Source organism: Streptomyces sp. SA15 (assembly GCF_002291145.1).
Classification (GTDB): domain Bacteria; phylum Actinomycetota; class Actinomycetes; order Streptomycetales; family Streptomycetaceae; genus Streptomyces.
In genome coordinates this window covers 20,310-42,588 of the sequence record NZ_NTGE01000094.1, presented here as the reverse complement: position 1 = coordinate 42,588, position 22,279 = coordinate 20,310, and the positions used below count along the sequence as shown (strand labels likewise).

Sequence of the window (22,279 nt, the reverse complement as noted above, 5' to 3'; positions counted from 1 at the left end):
GGGAAACGATCCCCGGTTATTTCCCGCCCTTCCGAGAATCTCTTGTGACCTGAGTCACAAGTCCTCGGGCGGGAAACCCACGTTCGGCCCATCCAACGCGCGCCCGCGCACCCCCCGACACAGGGTGAGCGCAAGGGTGCAGCCGGAGACCGGCGGCTGCCGTGGACGGAAAGGCCCCCGCATGCAGCCGCTCCGCCATCGAATACGCCCGCGCCGCGCGGCCGCCCTGACCTCCGTGACCGCGCTGACCTTCGCGGTGAGCACCTCGGCCGGCACCGGAGCCCTCTCGCCGGGCCCCACTCCGGCCGGGGCGGGGCCGATCGCCGTCGCCCGTTCCCCGTCCCACGCCCCGTGCATGATCAGCGGCGCCCCGACGGTCCAGCTGTCGGAGGGCGTGCCCACCCCGGCCGGCTACTCCCGTTCCACGGGCACCGTCCGCGCCCTCACCCTGATGGTCGACTTCTCCGACGCGCCCGGTCCGGGAGACGCGCAGAGCCGGTTCCGGGAGTTCTTCCCGCAGACCCAGCAGTGGTTCCGCACCAGTTCCTACGGCCGTCTCGACTACCGGCCCGAGACCCCACTGCCCGACTGGCTGCGGATGCCCAAGCCGTTCAAGGCGTACGGCATAGAGCGCGGCGCCCCCTTCGACCCCGGCTACCGGCAGTTGGTCCAGGACATCGTGGCCGCGGCCGATCCCGAGGTGGACTTCCGGTCGTACGACTTCGTGAACGTGCTGATGACGCCGAACGCCGGGCCGTCCGCGCTGGACACGGTCCTGTCGGTGACGTTCGCCGGCAACGCGGAAGCCCCGGTCGCCGACGGCGTCCCCGTCGCCAACGCCTCCTTCGTCTACTCCCGCCAGGACGACGGCTCCGGCTCCTACGCGCGGACCGGCTACCGCGTCCTTCCCCACGAGAACGGCCATGTCTTCGGCCTGCCCGACCTCTACACGCAGGAGGGCGGGGGCGCGGTCGGCCACTGGGACATCATGAGCGAGGACTGGGGGGCCAACAACGACCTGCTCGGCTGGCACAAGTGGAAGCTGGGCTGGCTGGACACCACACAGGTGAGCTGTGTGACGGCGCGGGGGACGACGGAGTACACGCTGACGCCGCTGGCCCGGGCGGGCGGCCCGAAGCTGGTCTTCGTGCCCGTCGACCCGCACAGCGGATACGCCGTCGAACTGCGCACCGGCGAGGGCAACGACGAGAACGTGTGCCGGCCGGGCGTGCTGATCTACCAGGTCGACGCGGAGGTGGACACCGGCCGGGGGCCGGTGACGGTGTACGACTCCCGGCGGGACAGCGGGGGCTGCACCCGCAGCCCGAACGTCCACGCGGAACTCTCCGACGCGACGTTCGCCCCCGGCGAGGAGTTCCGGGATCTGCGGCGCGGCATCCGGATCGTGGTGGCGGGGGCGGACACGGGCCTCGGGGGCGAGGGCGACCATCGGGTGCGGGTGCGGGTGACGTGGCGGTAGGGGTTGATACGGGTGACGCGGCGGTAGGTAGGGGTTGGTGCTGGTGACACGGCGGTAGGGGTGGTGCGGGTGACGCGGCGGTAGGGGTGGTGCGGGATGTCCGGGGCGTTCGGGGCCTGCTGCCCGGTCGCGCGGCCGAAAGGTGGCCGCTTCCGGATTACCGTAGGGCTGCCCCGACCGCCGTACCGGAGATCCGATGCCCGCTGAGACGACCCTGGACGCACCGGAGTCGGCCGACTCCCCCGCCGTACCGGCGGAGGCGGTCGCGCCGTTGATCCGTGGGGTCACCGTGCTGCGGCGGCTGACCGAGGCCGGCGGGACGCTGAGCGCGAGCGGGCTGGAACGGGCCACCGGCCTCGCCCGCTCCACGGTCGACCGGATCGCCTCCACCCTCGCGCGCATGGAGTACGTCCGTCTCGAGGGCCGGGATGTGGTGCTGGCCCCGCGTCTGATGGAACTGGGCAACGCCTACCTGGCCGCACTCCGCCTCCCCGCGCTGCTGGACGCGCGCGCGGACGCGCTCGCCGACGAACTCGACGAGTCGGTGTCGCTGGCGGTCGGCGACCGCGACGGCATCCGCTTCATCCACCAGGCCACCCGCCGCCGCGCGATGTCCCTCAGCTTCCGCATCGGCGATCTGCTGCCGGCCGAACGCACCGCACCGGGCCCGTTGTTCGCGTCGGAGTGGACACCGGAGGACTGGCGGGGGTGGCGGGCGCGCCGGACGGCGGATCCGGAGGACCGGGGCTTTCCCGCCGTACCGCCACGCGAACACACCGAGAGCGACGAGGAGTTCGGGCGGCGGGCGGCGCGGGCGCGGGAGGACGGCTGGGCGTTGGACGACCAGTTGATCGAACCGGGGCTGGTCGCGGTCTCTGTGCCCGTACGTGATCCCGGTACCGGCCGGATCGCCTGTGTGGCGAGCGTGGTGAGCCACACGAGCCGGCACACGGCGGCGGATCTGCGCGACACACTGCTGCCGCGGCTGCGGGCGGCGGTGACGGACATGGAGCGCGAGCTGCGCGAGGCGCCGGACGCGGAGGCGGGGGCGGCGCCCTCGGGCCTGGCGGCCTGGACGGGGGCGTCGAAGCAGGAGCTGGGCCGGGAGTTCGTCGAGTCCCTCGCCCGTGGGCTGACCGTGCTGACCGCGTTCGGGGAGGGCCGGGCGGAGCTGACGCTCACGGAGGTGGCGCAGGCGACGGGGCTGGCACGGGCGACGGCGCGCAGGGCGTTGCTCACGTACGAGCACCTGGGGCTGGTGGCGCCGGGTGCGCGGCGCACGTTCGTCCTCACCCCGCGGGTGCTGTCGCTGGGCTTTCCGCCCCTGTCCCGCACCTCCCTCCCCCGGATCGCGGGCCCGCACCTGGCCGATCTGGCCGCCCGGGTGCAGGAGTCGGCGTCGCTGGCGGTGCTGACCGCCTCGGGCGAGGAGGTCCAGGTCACGGCCCGGGCGGCCGCGAGCCGGGTGATGAGCGTGGACATCACGGTCGGCACGCGGCTGCCGGCCGCCGCGACGTCACTGGGCCGCGTGCTGCTGGCGGACGCCGGGGATGCGGGCGCGCCGGCGGAGGTGCGGGCGCGCGGCTACGCCCTGGTCGACGAGGAGTGGGAGGAAGGCCTGCGCTCGATCGCGGTCCCGGTCCGCGACCGTACGGGCCGGGTGGTGGCCGCCGCGAACGTGGCCCTGCACGCGGCCCGCCGCACGGCCGAGGAGTGCGTCCGGGACGTCCTGCCGGAGCTGACGGCGACGGCCGCCCGGATCGAGGCGGACCTGGGGGTTGCGGGGCGGTTCACGCGGGTGCCGCTGGTCTGAGCGGGGTCTGCGGGAGGCCGGGCCGTAAGTCGGATGGGGTGCCGAGGGTGTCACGAGCAGGTCTTCCTGCCGCAGACCTTCCTGTCGCAGGTCTTCCTGCCGCGGACCTTCCTGTCACCTTCCTGTCGCAGGTCTTCCTGTCGCAGGTCTTCCTGCCGCAGGTCTTCCTGCCGCAGGTCTTCCTGCCGCAGGTCTTCCTGCCGACCTCGGCGAAACTCACCTGGTGAGGCGCCGTCAGCCCAGCTCGGCCAGCGCGCGTGCCGCGGGGGCGGCATGGCGTTCGATCCACTGAGCGGGGGCGCCGTCCGGGGGCGCGACGATGGCCTCGTCGATGCCCAGCGCGGCGTATTCGGCCATGGCCGCGGGGAAGCCGTCGAGACTGCCGCTGGGGTCCATGTAGAGGACGGTCTTGCGGATGGTTCCGTAGTCGCGGCCGACGTCCTCGCAGTGGTCGCGCAGCACCTCCAGCTTGTGCGCGATCTCCTCCGGGCTGGAGACGAAGAGGTTGCAGGCGTCCGCGTACTGGGCGACGAACCGCAGGGTCTTCTTCTCCCCGCTGCCCCCGATCATGATCTCGGGGTGCGGTGAGCTGATCGCGGGCGGTATGCACAGCGTCTCGGCCAGCTGGTAGTGCTTGCCCTCGAAGGGGCCGTTGTCCTGCGGGTCCCACATCTGCTTGCAGACGCGCAGTGTCTCCTCCAGCCGCTCGAAGCGCTCGGCGACCGGGGGGAACGGCACGCCCAGACCCGCGTGCTCACGCTCGTACCAGGCGGCGCCGATCCCGAGGAAGGCCCTGCCGCCGGAGAGTACGTCGAGAGAGGTGACGATCTTGGCCAGCAGGCCGGGATGACGGTAGGTCACTCCGGTGACCAGGAGGCCCAGTCGTGTCGTCGAGGTGTGTGCCGCGAGGTAGCCGAGGGTGGTGTAGCCCTCCAGCATGGACTCCGTCGCGCCGAGTCCGTGGAACTCCATCTGGAAGTAGTGGTCCATGACGGAGAGCCGACTGACGCCTGCCGCCTCCGCCGCAGCGCCCGCGGCGGCCAGTTCGGGGCCGACGGCGGCCGGGCCGTCGGGGTGGTTGAAACGGGTGATGTGCACGCCCAGGTGCATGGTGTTCTCCTGTTCGTCGTTCGTACAGGTCTCCCGCGGTCCGGTCGCGGGACTCGCTTCATCCGGCGCCGTAGCGGAGCCCGTCGAGCAGCAGGTCGAGCATGCGGCCGGCCCGGTCGCGCAGCCCTTTGTCGCTGGTGATCAGCAGGACGCCGCCGAGGGCGAATCCGACGTCGAGGGGGTCCACGTCCGAGCGCAGGACGCCCGCTTCGGCTCCGGCATCCAGCAGGGTGCTGATGGCCGTGCTGATCCGGTCCAGGCTCTCGGCGAACGGATCCGCGTCGTCGGAGGCGATGACGGCCCGCAGCGCGTCCGCCATGCCCTGTTTGGTGGTCAGGTAGTCGATGAACCGGTCCATCCACAGCCGCATCGCCTTGTCGGGCGGGAACTCGGCGAGCAACTCCGTTGCGCTGTCGCAGACCCGGGCGACTTCGTTGCGGTAGACGGCCTCGACCAGCGCCTCACGGGTGGGGAAGTGCCGGTAGAGCGTGCCGATACCCACACCCGCCTCTTTGGCGATGGCTTCGAGCGACGCGTCCGCACCCCGCCCGGAGAAGGCGCCTACGGCGGCGTCGAGCAGGCGTTGCCGGTTGCGCCGCGCGTCGGCACGCAGTCCGCGCGTGTTGCCGGTCACAGCATTCCTTCCTCCCGGGCGACCGGAGGACCCTCCGAGTCCGAAGCAATTCGGAGGAACCTCCGGTTTGGAGCGTAGCAAACGGGAGCACCGCGAGAATGACCACGAGCACACGTATCACCACGTCGTTCACGGCCCGGTCCACGGCCGCCGAAGTCGTCGCGGGCATCGAATCCACCGGCCGCCGCGCGGTCGTCACCGGCGGCGCCTCCGGCTCATGGTTTCGCCAGTTCGGCGCGGATCTTGGGGAGCACTTTCGTGCCGAGGAGTTCGATGGCGTGCAGGAAGTCGCGCTGGGGCATGCCGCCGACGTCCATCTGGAGGATCTGGCGGGTGTGTCCGAGCAGTCCGTGCAGGTGGAGGATGCGGTCGGCGATCTCGTCGGGGCTGCCGACGAAGACCATGCCGTCGGGGCCGTGTTGCGCGGCGCGGTCGGCGAGGGAGGGGGCGGGGCGGCCCGGTTCGGCCAGGCCCTCGGCCATCGTGCGGTGCTCGTACACGCCTTCACCGTCGACACCACCACCGGGGAGATGCGCAGGCACCGAGTCGACCCCGCGGCCCGCCTCTACTACGAGAACGGCGAGAAGGAGAAGCGTCTCGCGCGCGGCACGAAGTGGTTCTTCGCCTCGGCCCGTGACGACGGCTACTGGCAACGCGTCATCCTCGGGGCCATCGCCAGCCGGTGCAGCAGGGGATGGCCCCGGCGAAGGTCGGGTTTTTACAGGGCGTTCAGCACGAAAGTTTCCTCAAGTCAGGGGTGTGCGGGGTTCAGATGGCGGCCGGGGCGGCGGTCGAGAGGTCGGCGGCCGGGCCGTCGGCCTTGGACTGGCGGGGCATCAGCAACGCGAGTGCCGCGGCCAGGGCGACCGCACCGGCGCCGACCCACAGCGCAGGGACCAGACCGTCGACGAACTGTGAGGCGGACCCGTAGCCGCCCTGGGCGGAGAAGACGGCTGCCAGTGATGCGACGCCGATGGCGCCGCCGACCTCACGGATCGCGTTGTTGGCGCCGGAGGCGATGCCCTGTTCCTCCGGGCGGACCGTGCTCATGACGAGGTTCGCGCTGGGGGCGAAGAACATCCCCATGCCGATTCCGCAGACGATCAGCGCCGGCAGCAGAGAGGTGTACGACACCTGCGGCTCGACCGCCAGTGCCCAGAGCCCGAGACCCACCGCGTTCAGGGCCATGCCCACCGTGACGACAGGAGCGCCGCCGATGCGGTCGGACAGGGCCCCGGCCAGCGGCCCGACGATCATGGGCATGGCGGTCCAGGGCAGCATGCGCACGCCGGCTTCCATCGGCGAGTAGCCACCGACGGTCTGCAGGTACTGGCTGAGGAGGAAGATCGCCCCGAACATGCCGAGGAGCATCAGCAGGCTGGCGGCGTTGATGGCGCTGAAGGAGCGATGACGGAAGAGGCGCATCGGCAGCATCGGGTGCTTGGCGCGCTGTTCCCACAGGACGAAGGCGACCAGCAGGGCCGTACCGGCGAAGAAACCACCCAGCACCGGGGTGCTGGTCCAGCCGTCGGCGTTGCCGCGCACCAGGGCGTAGACGATGCCGAACAGGCCGCCGCTGGCCAGCACGGTGCCAGGCAGGTCCAGGCTCGGGTTCGGGCCGTGACTCTCGGTCAACCGGAGCCGGGCGAGGGGAATCAGTATCAGCCCGATCGGGACGTTCACCCAGAAGATCCACTGCCAGGAGAATTGTTCGGTGAGCGTGCCGCCGATCAAAGGTCCGGTGGCGACGGCGATTCCGCTGGTCGCGCCCCAGATGCCGAAGGGCCACGCCACGCCGCTCGGCCGGGACGGCGGCCGAGAGCAGGGTGAGTGTCAGGGGCGTCACGATGGCGGCCCCGACGCCCTGCACCGCTCGGGCGGCGATGAGTTCGTTCATCCCCGGTGCGAGCGCGGCCGCGGCGGAGGCGGCGGTGAAGATGCCGAGCCCGAGGACGAACAGCCGTCGCCGTCCGAACCGGTCACCCAGCGAGGCGCCGAACATCAGCAGGACCGCGAAGGTGAGGGTGTAGGCGCTCACCGTCCATTCGAGGTCCTCAAGTCCGCCACCGAGGTCCTCACGGATCGAAGGCAGGGCGGTCGTGACGATCAGGTTGTCCAGCGCGGTGATGAATCCGGCCATGCTGGTGATGGCCACGACCCATATGGTGGTGCCGCTCCGGGCGGGCCGCTGGTGTTGCTGCTGTGACATGACTGTCCTTTGTCAGACGGAACGAGTGACTGATCAATAGAGGGCAGACCAGGGGCCTGAGCCGGATGTGAATGCGGTGCCGGTGAATGCGGTGCTCGGGGCGGGCGGCGAGCACCACGGCCGCCCATGGGTCCACCGTGCTGACGCCTCCGCCGGTCGGGCAGGCGCGCGCGGCCCCCGGCGATCGGGGAGGTCGTCCGGGTCAGCCTGCCGATGACGATGGGGAAGGGTAGGTCCGTGCTGCACCCGCTCGTCGCGCGCAGTCAGGTCGATGTGCGGGGGGCGGTGTCAGCCGGGCAGCTGGTTGAGTTTGCGGATCTGCTGGTCGAAGACGCGGGCGGGGACGAGGCGGCGGGCTTTGCTGACGCGTGAGGCCACGGGGCCGGCGGTGTAGCGCAGGTTCGGCTTCTTGTCGGTGGCTGCCTCGACGATCACCTTGGCGACGACGGCGGGGTCGTCGCCCTTCTCTATCCCCGCCACATGCCCTCGTCGAAGACGCGCCGCCGCTCCGCGTACAGAGGCAGCGGGGTGTCGGGCCGCGCGGCGTTGGCATCGAAGTCCGTCTTGGTGAGGGCGGGCTGGACGAGGAGGACTCGGACGCCGTGCTCGCGGACCTCGTGATCCAGCGACTCGGAGTAGCCCTCGATCGCGTGCTTCGTCGCGACGTAGAGGGCCATGAAGGGCTGGGGGGTGATCCCGAGGACGGACGAGATGTTGATGATGCGTCCGCTTCCCTGGGCGCGCATGTGCGGCAGGACGGCCTTCGTCATACGGATGACGCCGAAGACATTGACGTTGAAGATGCTCTGGGCCTGGGCGAGGGAGTTCTCCTCGACGGCACCGGCTGAACCCATACCGGCGTTGTTGACGAGGACGTCGATCCGCCCGAACTGTTCGATCACCTCTCCGACCGCGGCGGTGGCCGAGTCGTCACTGGCCACGTCGAGATCGAGGTACGTCACACCGGCGGGCGGGGTGAGTCCGGAGGTCTTGCGGCCGGTGCCGATCACCTCGAAACCCGCCGTGACGAAGGCGCGGGCCGTCTCCTTGCCGATCCCCGATGAGGCACCTGTCACGAGCGCCACCGGCCGAGTTGCCGCCATCACGAACTCCTTGATTATTAGATTACGATCGCTCATCTTACGGTCGTAAGATTATGAGGAGAGGGCGGCGAATGGCAAGTGGTCGACCTGATCCGCCGGACAGCCCCTAGGGGGTGTTTTGAAAGCCCCGCACAGCACCCGCGGCGCCCGGCACGCACCCTCGCCGCACCGGCCAAAGGCCCAAGTAGCTCCGCAACGAGGGCCTTCGTCCGGCACGCCGAGGGCACGCACCGAACACCGCGGGCACCGCACAGGACTTTCAAAACACCCCCTAGACGTCGAAGGCGTGCCGGGAACAACAGGGTTCGCGGCGCAGCTCTCGGCTGACGGTGAGCCAGTCGGTGTGGTCTGCGGTGCGTTGTTCAGCCGACTTGGTGGCGAACGCGCCGACCAGGTCGTCCTGGCGGTGCACAACGCCGTCGCGCATGACCCACGAGGTACGGATCAGGTCATCGAAGTGCTGGAAGGGGTTGCCGTCGATCGCCACGAGATCGGCGAGCTTTCCCGGTTCCAGGGTTCCGAGGTCGTCACTGACCCCGAAGAGTTCCGCGGGGACGGAGGTGGCCGTGCGCAGCGCTTGTGCGGCGGACAGGCCGACGGAGTCGTGCAGGGCGCGGAGGCCGAGATGGAGGTGGAGACCGATGGGGGTCAGGGGGGCGTCGGTGCCCAGGGCGAGTGTGCCGCCGTCGGCGACGATCTTCCGGAAGACGGCCGCGTCCTGCTGGAGGGCGTGGGTGGCGGCATCGCTGAGCGGGGTCGCCGCGATTCGCTGGACGAAGGCCTTGTCCCAAGGAGGCATGAGCGTGGTGACGCGTGGGTCCTTGGCCGGCGAGGGGTCTGCCATGAGCAGCGCCAGAGCGATGAACGGCGTGACAATGATCTTGAAGTCGCCGCCCGCGTACATCTCGTGGACGTCCTGGTAGGCGTGCCCGGTCGGGGAGAGGGAGTGTCCGTATTCGGCACGCTCGGTGGCCTGCAGATGAGAGGTGAGGTCCTGGCCGACGGCTGCGCCTGGCGACAGGAAGTGGCTTCCGGTGAGGACCCCGAGTTCCTCGTGAGCGGTTCGCACGGCCTCCCGCATGATCCAGGTAGGGGCGCGTACGTAGGTCTTGACGAAGTCGTAGTCGAGGTCGACCGCCCGTTCCAGTGATCGCCTGACGCCGTCCTGGGTCCGGTGCGCCCTGCCCATGCTGTAGGCCACCCGGCTGCCGTCGATCAGCTCACCGGTGGCGAACAGGCGCGGTCCGTTCATGCTGCCTGCGGCCACGGACTCGCGGATGCGCACCGCCTCGTGGGCGAAACCGCCCAGCGAGACGTTGCTCGTGATGCCGTAGGCGAGCATGAGGCTGTTCTGCCGGCCGCCGTAGGTGTACTGCCACGGGTGCGTGTGGGAGTCCCACAGTCCCGGGATGACGGTGGAGCCGGACGCGTCGATCAGCTTCTCGCCCGCCACTGCCCGTGCGCGGTGCGGTTCCACGGCGGCGATGCGGTTGCCGCGGACGACGATGTCGACATCCTCTCGGACCGTCTCGCCGGTCCCGTCCCACAGGCGTCCGACGTGCACTCTGGTGACGTCGGAACGGGAGGGCAGGCAGCGGCGGTACCGCAGCGGCACTGGGACGGTGCGTCGGCCGGAGCCGTCGCGTGCGATGAGCCTGAGCCGACCGCTCGACTCGTAGAGCAAGCTGCCGGAGTCGCCCGACCATGAGGGGTGGTCGGCCGCCTCGTCGGTGAGGCGCACAGGATCACCGGCGGGTGTGCCGTTGGGGTGCACCGGCATCACCCACAGCGCGGACTCCATGATGAACGCCATCGCCGAGCCGTCCGGCGACCACACCGGGCCGCCATGACCACGGTCGGACAGGGAGGCGTGCGGTGCGGGCTGATGGGCGGTCCACTGCCCGGTAGCGGTGTCGGCGACGCGGATGACGTTGTATCCCTCGCGGAACCGGAGGTTGAGCCGGTTGCGGTCGCAGAACGCGATGTACTTGCCGTCGGGCGACCAACTCGGCGGACCGGGCAGGCCGTTGGCACCGAGCGGCGCGACGAGCGCCTTCTCGCTTCCCGTGGCCAGGTCACGGATGAGGAGGTTGCCCGTGGAGTCGTGGCAGGCGAGTCGGGAGCCGTCGGGGGAGAGCACGGGGTGCAGGCGGCCTCCGGTTGCCAGCACATCGGCGCGATCGCTGCCCAGCCAGTGACGGTGGACGCTGATCAGGCTGCCGTCCGCGTCTCCTTCACAGGAGAACAGGACGCTCTCTCCGTCCGGTGCCCAGGACGGCATCTGCACATAGGCGGACGCGTGCGCCTGCACAATCTTCCGGGGACGACCGCCGATCGGCATCACCCACAGGGCATTGAGTGCGGCGAAGGCAACCGATTTCCCGTCGGGAGAGAGCACCGGAAGGTGGATTCCCCGCACCTCACGGTCGACCAACGAGTCGAAGTCGTAGCGCTTTTGGCGGTACTCCGGCCGGGAGAGGCTCAGTGACGCTGTGAAGGGGATCTGTTCCGGCGCGGACTGTGCGGTGCCCGGACGCCGGACCTTCACCTGCCCGTCGGCGACATAGAAGAGCTCACCGTCCGGGGTCCAGCAGGGCGGGAACGGAGAGACGTCCTCACCGTCGGTCACGGCCGCGCCGTCCACCATGAGGACGGAACTCGCCGCATTGAAGGGCGCGGCGAAATCGCCCACGTGGACGTAGGCCACCCGGCCGTCCGTGGCGACCGCCGGACCGACCAGCGTGCCCGCGTCCACCGTACGTTCCACCGACACCTCCCCGCCCCCGGCCGGGACAGAGGCCAGGGTCCGTCCGCCCTTGGCTCCGGCTCGGACGAACACCAGCCGGGTGCCGTCCGGGTGCCAGGCCGGGTCGTAATCCTCCGCATCGGCATCGTCGGTGAGCTGCGCCAACTCGCCCGACCGCACATCCACCGTCCAGATGCCGTAGGAACTTCCGGCTACCGGATCCCCGCCACGCTCGGACGAGAACGCGATCCGCGAACCGTCGGGCGACCAGGACACACCCCGGTCGTCCCAGGGGCCGGATGTCAGCTGACGTAGACCGGAACCGTCCGCTGCCATCGTCCACACATGGAACCCGCCCCCCTGATACGCGCAGACGGCGATCCGCGAACCGTCGGGCGACCAGGCCACACGGGCCGGTTCCAGATCCGCCGAGGTCAGCGCCGCCGCCGTCCCGCCCGCACGCGGAACCGACCACAACGCACCCTGCACTACGGCGATCAGCCGATCGCCGACGGGCGAAGCGGACACAAACGCATTGGTGCCGGCGGTGAACTCATAAGTCCTGGCCGGTGCGGAAAGGGCAGCCGCGTTGGCGGAGGAGGAAACAGAAGAGGGGGAAACAGAAGATGCCGAGGCTTGTCCTGAAGGCAGCGAAACTGCTGCGCCGGCCAGCCCGCCCAACCCGGCCCTCAGAGCGCCTCGACGAGACAATTCATCGTGCTGATCCATCAATCCTCGCAAGTAATCAGTGTGTCGGCAGTGGCCCGGCAGCAGACGGGATCGGGCGTGGCTGACCACTCTTTCTCCGCCGGCCAGACACCTGCCGACACCTCTTCTTTCTGTGGAAGTACCGTGCGGTGACCGGGCCCGGTGGTCGCTCCTGGGACAGGGAATCGGCCGCCGGGCCCGTCCCGCGCGCCAATCCCCGTTCCCACGGGTCGGCACGCGGCGGGGCCGTCCTCCTCCGCTCTGGGATACGGCCCCTGTCTTTTCGCGATGACTGGCGCTGGTATGCCGAGCTACCGGTATGCGCATCGCATTCCGTTGACACGGGTCATCGGCGCGGCCCTCGCCGAATTGGGAGGCGGCCAGAGCGGCGCCGACCGGGTCGGCGCCGCTGAACTTGCCGCGCGGACGGCGTCGTTGAGGAGCGTGGCCACTGTCCGGCCGGCACTCCCGGCCTCGGTGATCGCAATCGCCACGTCATCCTCCTGCGGTGGGGCGCGAGTGGACTGATCACGTCCGAACCTACGGAGGGAGGCCTGGAAGCGGATCCGTCACCGTATCCGTCAGCACGTCACCGGTTGGGGACGAAATGAGGAATCGCGAGTGGCTCCGGCGGCAGCAGACCTTTGAGCTTTCAGCTCGCTCCCCCGCGAAAGCGGCCCCTCGATGTCGGGGCGGCGCACGAGGTCACGTCACCTGGGCGCACCGACTGCCCGCCGGGGTCGATCACGGGCGAGCCGGAGACCGCGCTGCGGGTCCTGGAGCAGTGAGATCTCGGTGGCCGCGTGGCCCAGGGCGGTGCTGGCCGACTGGGCTGGGCTCCTGAGGAGGCGGGCCTGTACGCGCTCGCTGATCCGCTCGCTGATGTGCCCGAGAGCGAACACGAGCATCTCTTCCTTGGTGCGAAATCACCGCTGAACTGCGGGCGTTGGGATCGAGTCGGAGTCTGCGAACCTCGACGCAACTGAAGCGGCCCGACCACGACGGCAGCGCGATGACGGACACGGTGACGGATCCGCTTTCATTCCTTCATCCGTAGGGTCGGGCGTGATCGGCGTGCGCCATATCGGGGGCGCCATAAGTCCCCAATGAGGAGAGGTCCATCGGTGAATGTGAGTGCCTGTTTCTGAACCCCTGCCTGGTCGGCGGGTTGCTCGTTCGACGGCGTCGAGGCAAGCCGGCTCGAAGTACTCGGTGACGCGCGACCGCCAAGGGCAAGCCGGCCTGCTCCACGGTCCGGCCACCACAGATGGTGCCGATGGCTTCAACCCAGCCTCTGCCTCAGATGTTGCAGTTTTCAGCAATATGTCGACACGGTCGCACTCGCGCAGGCCGGAAACGCGCCAGACCCTGCTCGTCCAACCCGCCTGTTCGACCCGATTCCACTGTCCATCACCGGGGCGGAGCGGCTCCGTCCACCCACATTGGAGAAGCACATGTCTTCCTCGAACGTCGAAACCCAAACGTCCACTACCGACTTGCACCAGTTCGCCGATGAGTTCATCAGGCTACTCAACCTGCAGGACACCGACGGTGTGTTCGCCCTGTTCGCGCCGGACTTCCGCAACCACGCCGCCGACGGCACCACCACCGGCGTCGAGGAGAACCGCGCGGTGGTGGCGTCGGTCTACGACGCGTTCCCCGACGTCACCTTCACGACGGTCCGTGTCGTCGCCGAGGACGATTGGTTCGCGATCAGCTTCATCATGGCCGGCACGAGCACCCGGCCCTTCAACGGCACTCCCCCCACTGGCCGATTGACCAAGGTGCTGGAGTTCCGCATGTTCAAGGTCGTCGACGGCAAGTTCACCGAGGGCTGGGCCCTCGTCGACCTGGCGTCGCTCTTCGCTCAGTTGCAGTCCTGAGAGGATTACTACCGTCTTCCGGGGCGTGGAGCTGACGGTGTCTCCTCCACGCGGTGTGCCGCCCATAGATGTGCGGTCCCCTTGCGGTGCGCGGGAGACCCGACGCCTTCGGCGGACAACTGGCGCCGGCGCTTCTCTTCTGGTGGGTGTCGTCAGGTCCCTCGCCCCAAGCTGCCGCTCCGTCCCCGGTAACGAACACCTGCAACGCCCCACGCACCGAGGTCCAGCGCCGTGCCCGCGGGGACGGAAGTGCCTTCCAGGGTGTCGGACGGCTCCACCGGGGCCTCCACAGTGAGGGACTCCGGGGAGTCGCAGATGAGCGCGGAGCGACCAGCCCGGCCGAAGGTCCGTCGGTCAGCCCCGCGGCTGCCATGAGCCTGAAGATCCGCCAGCCGCCAGTGCCGCACCTCACTACCGAAGACCACTTGCCAACCACCCCGCCCCACGTTTAGATTATGAACATAATCTAATGGGCTCTGGAGGCCACAATGACTACAACAACCCGACCGGTGGCACTCGTGACAGGCGCGTCCACCGGAATCGGAAAGGCGGCCGCCCTCGCGCTCGCCGCAGCGGGTTTCGAGACGGTGGGAACGAGCCGGAAGACGTCGGGAGCCGACCGTCGCGAAGGCGTGACGTTCCTCGCCCTCGACGTGGGCAGCGACGATTCGGTCGCTGCCGCGGTCGAGCAGGTGATCGAGCGGTTCGGGCGGATCGACGTTCTCGTCAACAACGCGGGCATCGGCTCCTCGGGCGCCGCCGAGGAAAACTCTCTCGCGCAGGCCCAGCGCCTCTTCAACATCAACGTCTTCGGTGTGATGCGCATGACCAAGGCCGTTCTCCCGCACATGCGCGCCCAAGGAAGCGGGCGCATCATCAACATCTCATCCGTCCTCGGGTTCCTCCCCGCGCCCTACATGGCCACCTACTCGGCGTCCAAGCACGCGCTCGAGGGGTACACCGAGTCCCTGGACCACGAGATCCGCGAACACGGGGTCCGGGCCCTTATCGTCCAGCCGGGCGGCACCAAATCCTCGTTCGAGGCGAACACCGTCGAGCCCGACATGCCCATGCAAATCTACGCGGAGCAGCGGCGCATCGCCGACAAGCTGGCGTTGGCGGTCAACGAGGAGGGCGACGACCCCGCCGTCGTCGCCAAGGCGATCGTCGCGGCCGCCACCGACTCCAAGCCGAAGGTGCGGTACACCGCCGGCCGGAGCGCCCGGCTCCTCAGCACGGCGCACCGCATCCTTCCCGCCGGGGTCTTCGACGGACAGGTCCGCAAGAGCAACAAGCTCCCCGGCTGAGATTTGCAGACAATGAACCGCCCGGGATCGGTGGAGGCTCTGTACGTTGACTCCAGCCGCCGGTTGGGGCTGGTGTTGAGCGTAGTAGGTGGTCTCCGTGCTCGTGGGGCGGGATGCCTCCGATCGGCGTGTGGAGGCGCTGGTTGTTGAACCAGTCGACCCATTCCGCGGTGGCGAGTTCGACGTCGGCCAGGCCGTGCCAGTGCTTGCGAGGCTTGATCAACTCCGCCTTGTCGAGGCCGCTCTGACCCGGCAGCTGTAGTTCTTGGTCGTCATGGTGGTGTCATGGGGCCGCGTGGCGGTGATGTTGTTCCAGCGCCGGTGGCAGGCTTGCGCGATGGCTTGGTAACGGCGTCGCCAAGCGGACCCGTGCAGGACGTGGCCGATGTCGTGGCGGAGCGGGGGCAGGGCGGTTGCCCGCAGGATGGTCAGCAACTCGCGTGCGCTGGCCGGGATGAGGCCGACGGCAAAGGTGGTGGTCGCGGTGCGGGCGCGGGTGACGGCCAGGACGGCTGTGGCCAGGGTGCCCCTTGGCCAGCTGGAAGTCCTCTTCGACCCGCCATCTGGTGCAGACGATGTGTACGAGGCAGGCGAGTGTGACGGGTCGGGTGGAGTGGCAGCGGTAGAAGGAGAGTCCGCCGGTGAAGCTGTGTCGGCGTACGACCAGGATGGATGTCCCGTCGCCCTCGGTGCCCTCGGGGTCGGGGGCGTCGTCGCTCTGGATGTCGGTCCAGGCCCAGTCGTAGTGGCGGTCGCCCCTCAGGCCGTGACCGGTGAGCATCCGCATCCACGCCCGCCGGGGCAGCCGTGCGGCCAGGGTGGTCGCCGTGAAGCGGCCACCGGGGGTGGCGACCTGGTGACCGGCGCGGACCGACAGGGCGTAGTCGAAGCCGAGCCGGCGGGCACTGCGGCGCAGTTCGCGACCGAGGTGGCCAACTTCCTCGCCGCCTGAGTCGAGCGGCGGGCCTCCGAGGGTCGGCTACGTGGCTCCCGTCACGACCTGCGCACCGACCGGCCCCCATCCCGCCCAAGCACGCCCGGTGCAGATCCAGGACGGAAGCGTGCACGTTCGCACGCGCGACATCACGGAGCTACCTGCCCCTGGCGCCGTCCGTACAGGTCCATTTACTTGAAAGGCTTAAGGGGCTGCTGTCGCCCGAGCCACTCCCGGTACCCGCGTTCACCAGATTTGGCAGTTCCATGACCGATACGGCGACGGATCCGCTGCCACCCCTTCATCAGTAGCGTCGAAAACGTGATCAGCGCATTCGCGAAACCGCGCTACGCCGCCGGCCCGACCACCGGAGGCATCAGCCAGCTCCGCCATGTCGTTCCCGCCCGGGACTTCGACAGGCAACTCCGCACACTCAACCGGCCGGCCGACTGTCGACCGTGAAGCAGCCACCAAGCTCTCAAAGCAACGGCACCAAGGAGAAGTACGCCGCTGACGCCGTCATCCGCGACGACGATGAGAAGCCGGACGACACCCCGTACACCGAGGGCGACGCGGCAGGCCTCACCCAGGGCTCCGGCTCGCCGTCCACCGCATCATCCAGGAAGTCCTGACCAACATCGTCAAGTACGCCGCCCCCGTGCACCGTCCCACGGGGGGACGGCCATGACGGCGGCGACCTGAGGCCGGTCGGCATACGCGAGCGGGCCGCCCTCTGCCAAGGAGAGGCCACCGCGGGGCCCAACTCCCGCGGCGACTGGACCGTCCCTGCCCCTTCTCGTCCCCACCACCGCCACCCCCACCACCACCGCCCACACGGAGACTTGGCATGACCACCGTTCTCATCGTCGACGACCACGCCCTGCAGCGCTTCGGCTTCCGGATGCTTCTGGAACAGCACCCCGATCTGACCGTGGTGGGCGAGGCCGCCCACGGCGCCGAAGCGATCCGCATGACAGCCGAACTGCGCCCCGACGTCGTGCTCATGGACGTACGGATGCCTGGCATGGACGGTATCGAGGCCACCCGCCGCATCGTCGAGTCCGGAGGCCGCTCCCACGTCCTGGTCCTGACCACTCTCGACATCGACGAGCACGCGTACGACGCCCTGCGCGCCGGTGCCAGGGGGTTTCTGCTGAAGGAAGCACTGCCCGACGAACTCATCGCCGGTATCCGGGCCGTGGCCGCCGGGGACGTGGTCATCGCCCTCGGTCCGACCCGCGAGCTCATCGACGTCTTCTCCGACCGGCTGCCGGGCCGCACCCCCGGCCAGAACCGGCAGCTCGCATTCCTGACCCAGCGCCGACACGAATCCCTGACCCAGCGCGAGCGCGAAGTACTGACCGCCATTGCCTCCGGCTGGAGCAACCTCGAGATCGGCGAACGGCTGTCGCTGGCCGAATCCACCGTGAAAACCCACGTCAGCCACATCCTCGGCAAGATCGGCGCCCGCGACCGCGTGCAGGCCGTGATCTTCGCCTACGACACCGGACTGGTCAGACCCGCACGACCAGCACCGCCGCACGCAGTCGGCGCCGACCGCAGAGGTCCCGCCGCTCTGCCCGCAGCCGGCTGAGGCCCGGTCACGCGGGGATCCGCGCTCAGCCTGCCGTCGACGGGCTCGGCTTCACGCTGAGCACCGGCAGCGTCGTCCAAATGATCAAGATCACCTGCTGGTGGCAGTAGCCCTCCGGCCCGAGACGTCGGCCCGCGCCTCGGAGCGCGGGCCGACGCGATCCCCGACCTGCTGTTCACCGGTGTGCCGGCCAGTAGGTGTCCCAAGGCCCGCAGCAGATGCTGCGGGCCTTGGGACACCTCCCACGTCACACCTCCAGCGGACCTCACCAGCTGTTCGGCCGCGACATCGCCCCGCAGCGATGGACGCCCTGGTTCCCCGACTCGGCGCCCACCTCGCCTTACTGGTAAAGAACGTTCGGCTGCGGGCCCTCCGGGCCTCACTGGAGTCGGCGGTCATCGGCGAGTCGGCGGTCATCGGCGAGGGAGACACGATCGGACCGTTTGCTCACAGCGCCGGTGCCGCGAAAAGCAGGGACACCTTGGCGCCCGTTTCCCGCGCCGGCGCCGGGCTCATGGCCCGCACCGTGGTCCGGGTCCGGCCAGCGGCGAATACGAACACACGCAGCACCAGGAAACGCCCGACACCGGCGAGCCCAGCGGCGGTGAGGTAGACGACCTGCTCGTAGAGCACTCCGGCCGACGGCTGCACGAGGTGCAGGACAAGCACCGCGGTGGAGGTCACCACGTAGGCGGCCGTGGCCGACCCCGCGGACTGCCAGTGCTGGCGCCATCCGGCATGCCCTGCCCCGAAGGTGAAGCGTGCGTGGAGCTCCGTACTGAGGAGAGTCGAGGCGACGGTGATCAGAGCATTCGCCACAGCCCAGGGCATCAGTCCGGCGAGCCCGACCACGGCAGTACTGGACGCGACCCCGACACCGCCGCCGAACAGGACGAACCGGGCGAAGGAGGCGAGTGGACCGGGAGCGCCCGGGTTCTGTCGCGCCGCGGCCGCATCGGTGTCCGTCAGTTCCGCACCCCGCGCCTCGTCCGCCGCCCCCGGCGTCGTCTTCGGCAAGACCAGCGACTTCATGGGAAGTCCCTTTCGACTGAGATGCGTCCGCACGCTCATTGGACTTTTACATTACGACCGTACGACAATAAGCAGGGAGTCGACCTGTAGGCAAGGGCCTGACCGAGCTTGGGATTATGACCGTACTCACATGAGTGACGGGGGGCGGATTCACCACGGCACACGCGCCCGACGCGACGACCGCTCCGCTGCTACATGGCCACCGGCCCGGGCAGCATCCTTCCCGGGCTTCTCCGCCGGTGCGTCTGCACGCGCAACCTGCAACGGCACGGGAACAGGGCTGCCGCCGAACCGGGGAGTCTCCGCCACCGACCGCTGCACACAGCCGCCCGCGTCATGCTCACAAATCCGCCGGCAGCCGCCCGGTCGCGCAGGTGGGTCTGCCCCGGCGGTGCACGGTGATCGGCCAGCTGGGCCAGGTGCGGTCCGCAGAGACGGTGTCCGCAGGACGTCAGAGGCGACGTCCAAGGCAAGAGCCCTGTTCTGAGGCCGCCGCACGATGGCTCCGTACGGGCCTCCTACCTGCTCCCGGGCAGCACCTCGGACTCGGTCACGGCAACCCGGTCCGCCGCCGCTTGGGCGGCATGGTGCTGTGCCACCTGGGTGTGCCGCAGGCCGAACCAGACGACCAGCACTATCAGCGCGAAGGCCGCCCCGGCGAGGACGTGGCGTCGGCTGAGTACCCAGCTGGAGGGAGCTGCCAGCGTCAAACTGTTCCCCCGAGAGCCACAGCTTGGGGCCAGGGATGTGGTGCGTCAGACGCGCTGCCCGGCGTCCAGCAGGGCGAGGGCGTTGTCGATCCCCTGATCGAGGAGCTCCTTGGCGAGTTGGCTGTCGGTCAAGGCGCGGGAAAGCTGCAGCGTCCCGGCCATCAGGCCGAGGAGGCTGAGCGCCTTCACGCGTGCGGAGGACGGGTCCTCGGGCGCCATGCGGGCGGCAATGCCGTCGATGAGGACCAGCACGCCGTCGGTGTACGCCTGCCTGGTCATGTCGGTGCAGCGCCCGATCTCGTCGAGCAGAGCGGCGTTGGGGCAGCCGTCGCCAAGGCTGTCGCGGTGCTGGGGCGACAGGTAGCCGCGCACAATCTGCTCGAGTCCGGCACGGCCGGGTGCGGCCTGCGCGACGACACTCTCGGCCTGCGCCTTCAACTGGTCGGCGATTGCCGTGGTGACGAGGTCGTCTTTGGATTCGAAGTGGGCGTAGAAGGCCCCATTGGTCAGCCCCGCGTCCTTCATGAGCGTCGAGACCCCGGAGCCGTCGATACCGTCTTGCTTGAACCGGCGGCCCGCCGTCTCGATGATCCGCCGCCTCGTCTCCGCCTTGTGCTCTTTTCCGTACCGCACCACAGCACACGCTCCTTCGCGGGCCGGAAGGACCGGTTGCCCTTCACCGACCCACCAGTCTATGGTATTGCGAACGTAATCCAAAAAATCGCCGGCCCGGCCCTGCCACATCAGCGACCCCGGGGGGTCCGACTCCTGGCAGTGAGCGTGCCGCAGTGCTGGGCGAGTGATTACGCGGGCGCGCTGTCGGAGCGTCTCTAGAACTCTGTGTGTGCCTGTGGTTTCCAGGCTTTTCGGGCGCGGCGTGGCCGTGTGCGGTTGCCGTCCGGCGGTCCGAACCTCGGGGTGAGGGGGTGGACCTCGGTGGCGTGCAGTGGTGGAAGCCGGTCCGCTGGGCGGCGCGGGTGTGCCGCCGACAGGTTCTGCGTGAGGGCCGCACTCGGTCGGATCGAAGAGGGTCTTCTTCGGGCCGGTGGGGTGCGGGTACTCCATGACCTGGCACCGGCCCGGATGTGGCGGCTGGTGTCTGGGTGTCATGCCCCGCCGGACGCTGGACTGCCCCCGTGGTGGGGGTGGTGGCGGGGACCGTACGCACGTCGGGCATACGGCGGGAAGTCTTCGACCGGCGGGCCGGGGAGGGCCGGGCCGGTGTGGGGCGGGTCTTGCCCCGGGTGGTCTTCGGGCCGGGCGGCCGGGGCGGGGCGCTGTCTGCGCGGCGGGCGCGGCGCAGGCGGCGGGTGGTCTTCTTCGGCCGGCGCACCAGGGCCACAGTGCCCTCGATGGTGGTGCGGATGGTCCGGGTGCCGGTGGCACGGTCGGTGATGGTCTGATTCTGGGCGAGCAGTCCGCGGGAGACGATCCGGCGGGCGGCGGCCAGGTCGCGGTCCATGGACAGCCCGCACCCGGTGCAGTGGGCCCAGGTCCAGCCGCGCTCGGCCAGCCGGTCGGGGGCGGGATGATGGCCCAGCGGACTGAGGCAGCCGGGACACAGGGCGGAGGTGCCCCGGGCGGGGACGGTGACCACCGCGATGCCCGCCTTCGCGGCCAGGTGCCGGATCGCCTCGGCGACCGTGCCGCGCACCTGCCCCGACAGCCGGGCGTTACCGCGTCTGCGGCCGCGCGCCTCCAGGGTGGCGAGGTCTTCGAGGTAGATGACGGTGGCGCCGAGCGCGGTGGTCTGGTCGACGGCCCAGCGGGCCGCCGCCCACGCCAGCGCGTCGTTCAGCTTCCGGATGCGGGCGCACACCCGCTCGTGCTCGGTCTGCAGCACCGCGGCCTTGTCCAGGAGTCCGGCCCAGGCCAGGTGGGGGGAGCCGAGCCCGTCGGCCAGCATGCGGTAGTGGTCGCGTTTGGCGGCGAGGTGTTCACGGTGGCCGCGCAGCCGGTGCAGTTTCGCACTGATGGCGGTGGCGTCGAACAGCAGGGGCGGCCGTCGGTGAGCACCCGCGCAGTCTCGCCCCGCCCGGCCAGGCGGCCGATTGTGCCGGTGAGGAGGGTGTTGACCCCCCAGTCGAAACCGAGCGCCACCCGGTGCCCGGACGCCCTGGCGGCCGTCACCGGCGTCGAGTGCGGCAGGTCCACCGCGATCCGCCCGGCCCCGGTGGGGCGCAGGGTGGGGGTGTGCAGGACCGCGTCCGCCTCGACGGTGTCCGGCAGGCGGACATCGAGGACATGCCAGGCCCAGTCCCGGCCCGAGGCCGGGGCCTGGCACAGCGGGAGTTTCACCCGCAGCCGGGCCGTGGTCCCGTCCGCCCGCTCCAGGGTGACCTGCTGGCGGTCCATCGCGGCCAGCAGTACCTGTGCCGCGGCCTGGGGCGGTTCCTCCAGCTCGCACAGCCCGGCGGGCAGTTTCCCGTGTTCGGCCAGATACGCGCGCACCTGCCGGGTGCGGTTGCGGATCTCCGCACCGCTCACCCCGGCGGGCAGCAGCGCCCGCAGCGCGGTCCACTCCGCTTCGGTGCGCCGGTGGGGGTCGGCGGGCCAGGTGGCCAGGACCGCCGCCACCAGGGTGCGCCGGTGCAGCGCAAGACGCAGTATGCGCGCCGCGTATTCCTCAGCCGCCCGGCGCACCCGGTCCGAGACGTAGACCCCCTCGGCGGGCGTGGCGGCCCCCGCCCAGTGAAGGCGGCGCATCGCCATCCAGCCCTTGGATGGCAGTTTCTCGCCCTGCCCGTCGACACCGGCGGCCAACGCATCCAGCGAGGCATCGTCCCACCGGGTGGCCACCAGGGCCCGGGTCAGCTCCTGGCACAAGGAGGCAAGGAAGGACACCCGCTGGTACAGCAGCCGCTGACCGATCCGCTCGCCACTGCCCTCGACCACACCGCGGAAGGCGGTACACGTGGCCGTCGCCACCAACCGGCCCACACCCACCCCCTGCCATGGTCCCGAACCGGGCACACTCACCCATCCGTTCGACCTAACGACCGACCACCGCACAAAG

General features: G+C 69.9%; 17 protein-coding genes and 6 pseudogenes. 10 read left to right on the top strand and 13 right to left on the bottom strand.

Annotated features, from left to right (window positions below; genetic code table 11):
• Nucleotides 1–181 precede the first annotated feature (181 nt).
• The 3 genes from CLM62_RS18235 (at nucleotide 182) to CLM62_RS51590 (ending at nucleotide 3,520) form a co-directional block, all read left to right on the top strand.
• Nucleotides 182–1,480: a M6 family metalloprotease domain-containing protein gene (locus tag CLM62_RS18235; protein WP_095750940.1), complete on the top strand. Its 1,299-nt coding sequence runs from the start codon at nucleotides 182–184 to the stop codon at nucleotides 1,478–1,480.
• 196 nt (nucleotides 1,481–1,676) lie between these two features.
• Nucleotides 1,677–3,293: an IclR family transcriptional regulator C-terminal domain-containing protein gene (locus CLM62_RS18230; protein WP_095750939.1), complete on the top strand. Its 1,617-nt coding sequence runs from the start codon at nucleotides 1,677–1,679 to the stop codon at nucleotides 3,291–3,293.
• A 47-nt stretch (nucleotides 3,294–3,340) separates the two neighbouring features.
• The gene (locus tag CLM62_RS51590) at nucleotides 3,341–3,520 is read left to right on the top strand and encodes a hypothetical protein (protein ID WP_095750938.1); all 180 of its coding nucleotides are present in this window, start codon (nucleotides 3,341–3,343) and stop codon (nucleotides 3,518–3,520) included.
• A 7-nt stretch (nucleotides 3,521–3,527) separates the two neighbouring features.
• Here the strand turns inward: CLM62_RS51590 and CLM62_RS18220 are convergent, their stop codons facing one another.
• Nucleotides 3,528–4,403, bottom strand: a complete 876-nt coding sequence (locus tag CLM62_RS18220) for an LLM class F420-dependent oxidoreductase (RefSeq protein ID WP_095750937.1) — start codon at nucleotides 4,401–4,403, stop codon at nucleotides 3,528–3,530.
• A gap of 58 nt (nucleotides 4,404–4,461) precedes the next feature.
• Complete coding sequence (locus CLM62_RS18215; RefSeq protein ID WP_095750936.1) at nucleotides 4,462–5,037, bottom strand: TetR/AcrR family transcriptional regulator; 576 nt, start codon at nucleotides 5,035–5,037, stop codon at nucleotides 4,462–4,464.
• A 98-nt stretch (nucleotides 5,038–5,135) separates the two neighbouring features.
• Between CLM62_RS18215 and CLM62_RS51585 the strand changes: the two are divergent.
• Nucleotides 5,136–5,252 (top strand): annotated as a pseudogene (locus CLM62_RS51585) (oxidoreductase); the annotation flags it as partial.
• Here the strand turns inward: CLM62_RS51585 and CLM62_RS18205 are convergent.
• The 5 genes and pseudogenes from CLM62_RS18205 to CLM62_RS18180 form a co-directional block, all read right to left on the bottom strand.
• Nucleotides 5,253–5,537 (bottom strand): hypothetical protein, encoded by a 285-nt coding sequence (locus tag CLM62_RS18205; RefSeq protein ID WP_218835606.1) that lies wholly within the window; start codon nucleotides 5,535–5,537, stop codon nucleotides 5,253–5,255.
• Between the two features lie 268 nt (nucleotides 5,538–5,805).
• Nucleotides 5,806–7,246: pseudogene (locus CLM62_RS18200) on the bottom strand (DHA2 family efflux MFS transporter permease subunit).
• A 288-nt stretch (nucleotides 7,247–7,534) separates the two neighbouring features.
• Nucleotides 7,535–8,349 (bottom strand): annotated as a pseudogene (locus CLM62_RS18195) (oxidoreductase).
• A gap of 271 nt (nucleotides 8,350–8,620) precedes the next feature.
• Nucleotides 8,621–11,623 (bottom strand): amidohydrolase family protein, encoded by a 3,003-nt coding sequence (locus CLM62_RS18185; protein ID WP_257003907.1) that lies wholly within the window; start codon nucleotides 11,621–11,623, stop codon nucleotides 8,621–8,623.
• Between the two features lie 944 nt (nucleotides 11,624–12,567).
• A pseudogene (locus tag CLM62_RS18180) lies at nucleotides 12,568–12,729 on the bottom strand (TetR family transcriptional regulator); the annotation flags it as partial.
• 570 nt (nucleotides 12,730–13,299) lie between these two features.
• Between CLM62_RS18180 and CLM62_RS18175 the strand changes: the two are divergent.
• Complete coding sequence (locus CLM62_RS18175) at nucleotides 13,300–13,686, top strand: ester cyclase (RefSeq protein ID WP_179382135.1); 387 nt, start codon at nucleotides 13,300–13,302, stop codon at nucleotides 13,684–13,686.
• A gap of 488 nt (nucleotides 13,687–14,174) precedes the next feature.
• Entirely contained in the window at nucleotides 14,175–14,993 is an 819-nt protein-coding gene (locus CLM62_RS18170; protein WP_095750933.1) for an oxidoreductase, read from the top strand.
• A gap of 51 nt (nucleotides 14,994–15,044) precedes the next feature.
• Here CLM62_RS18170 and CLM62_RS53090 read toward each other — a convergent pair.
• A pseudogene (locus CLM62_RS53090) lies at nucleotides 15,045–15,237 on the bottom strand (integrase core domain-containing protein); the annotation flags it as partial.
• 522 nt (nucleotides 15,238–15,759) lie between these two features.
• On the opposite strand from CLM62_RS53090, the gene CLM62_RS18165 reads away from it, so the two are divergent.
• The 3 genes from CLM62_RS18165 to CLM62_RS18160 all read left to right on the top strand — a co-directional run bounded on the left by CLM62_RS18165 (nucleotide 15,760) and on the right by CLM62_RS18160 (nucleotide 17,521).
• The gene (locus CLM62_RS18165) at nucleotides 15,760–15,945 is read left to right on the top strand and encodes a hypothetical protein (RefSeq protein ID WP_143659113.1); all 186 of its coding nucleotides are present in this window, start codon (nucleotides 15,760–15,762) and stop codon (nucleotides 15,943–15,945) included.
• Between the two features lie 440 nt (nucleotides 15,946–16,385).
• On the top strand, nucleotides 16,386–16,559 hold the full coding sequence (locus CLM62_RS50070) for a hypothetical protein (protein ID WP_179382134.1): 174 nt from the start codon (nucleotides 16,386–16,388) through the stop codon (nucleotides 16,557–16,559).
• Between the two features lie 215 nt (nucleotides 16,560–16,774).
• The gene (locus CLM62_RS18160; RefSeq protein ID WP_095750931.1) at nucleotides 16,775–17,521 is read left to right on the top strand and encodes a response regulator transcription factor; all 747 of its coding nucleotides are present in this window, start codon (nucleotides 16,775–16,777) and stop codon (nucleotides 17,519–17,521) included.
• Between the two features lie 447 nt (nucleotides 17,522–17,968).
• On the opposite strand, the gene CLM62_RS18155 is transcribed toward CLM62_RS18160, so the two are convergent.
• The 3 genes from CLM62_RS18155 to CLM62_RS18145 all read right to left on the bottom strand — a co-directional run bounded on the left by CLM62_RS18155 (nucleotide 17,969) and on the right by CLM62_RS18145 (nucleotide 19,899).
• Nucleotides 17,969–18,553 (bottom strand): GtrA family protein, encoded by a 585-nt coding sequence (locus CLM62_RS18155; RefSeq protein WP_257003906.1) that lies wholly within the window; start codon nucleotides 18,551–18,553, stop codon nucleotides 17,969–17,971.
• A 518-nt stretch (nucleotides 18,554–19,071) separates the two neighbouring features.
• The gene (locus CLM62_RS18150; RefSeq protein WP_095750930.1) at nucleotides 19,072–19,263 is read right to left on the bottom strand and encodes a hypothetical protein; all 192 of its coding nucleotides are present in this window, start codon (nucleotides 19,261–19,263) and stop codon (nucleotides 19,072–19,074) included.
• Nucleotides 19,264–19,308: 45 nt separating this feature from the next.
• Nucleotides 19,309–19,899, bottom strand: a complete 591-nt coding sequence (locus CLM62_RS18145; RefSeq protein WP_095750929.1) for a TetR/AcrR family transcriptional regulator — start codon at nucleotides 19,897–19,899, stop codon at nucleotides 19,309–19,311.
• Nucleotides 19,900–20,411: 512 nt separating this feature from the next.
• On the opposite strand from CLM62_RS18145, the gene CLM62_RS51580 reads away from it, so the two are divergent.
• Nucleotides 20,412–20,666: a hypothetical protein gene (locus CLM62_RS51580; protein ID WP_257003905.1), complete on the top strand. Its 255-nt coding sequence runs from the start codon at nucleotides 20,412–20,414 to the stop codon at nucleotides 20,664–20,666.
• Between the two features lie 80 nt (nucleotides 20,667–20,746).
• Here CLM62_RS51580 and CLM62_RS53085 read toward each other — a convergent pair.
• A pseudogene (locus tag CLM62_RS53085) lies at nucleotides 20,747–21,169 on the bottom strand (transposase); the annotation flags it as partial.
• Nucleotides 21,058–22,191, bottom strand: coding sequence for a hypothetical protein (locus CLM62_RS49360; protein ID WP_143659112.1), 1,134 nt, complete (start codon nucleotides 22,189–22,191; stop codon nucleotides 21,058–21,060). The gene CLM62_RS49360 and the pseudogene CLM62_RS53085, both read right to left, overlap by 112 nt.
• Nucleotides 22,192–22,279 lie beyond the last annotated feature (88 nt).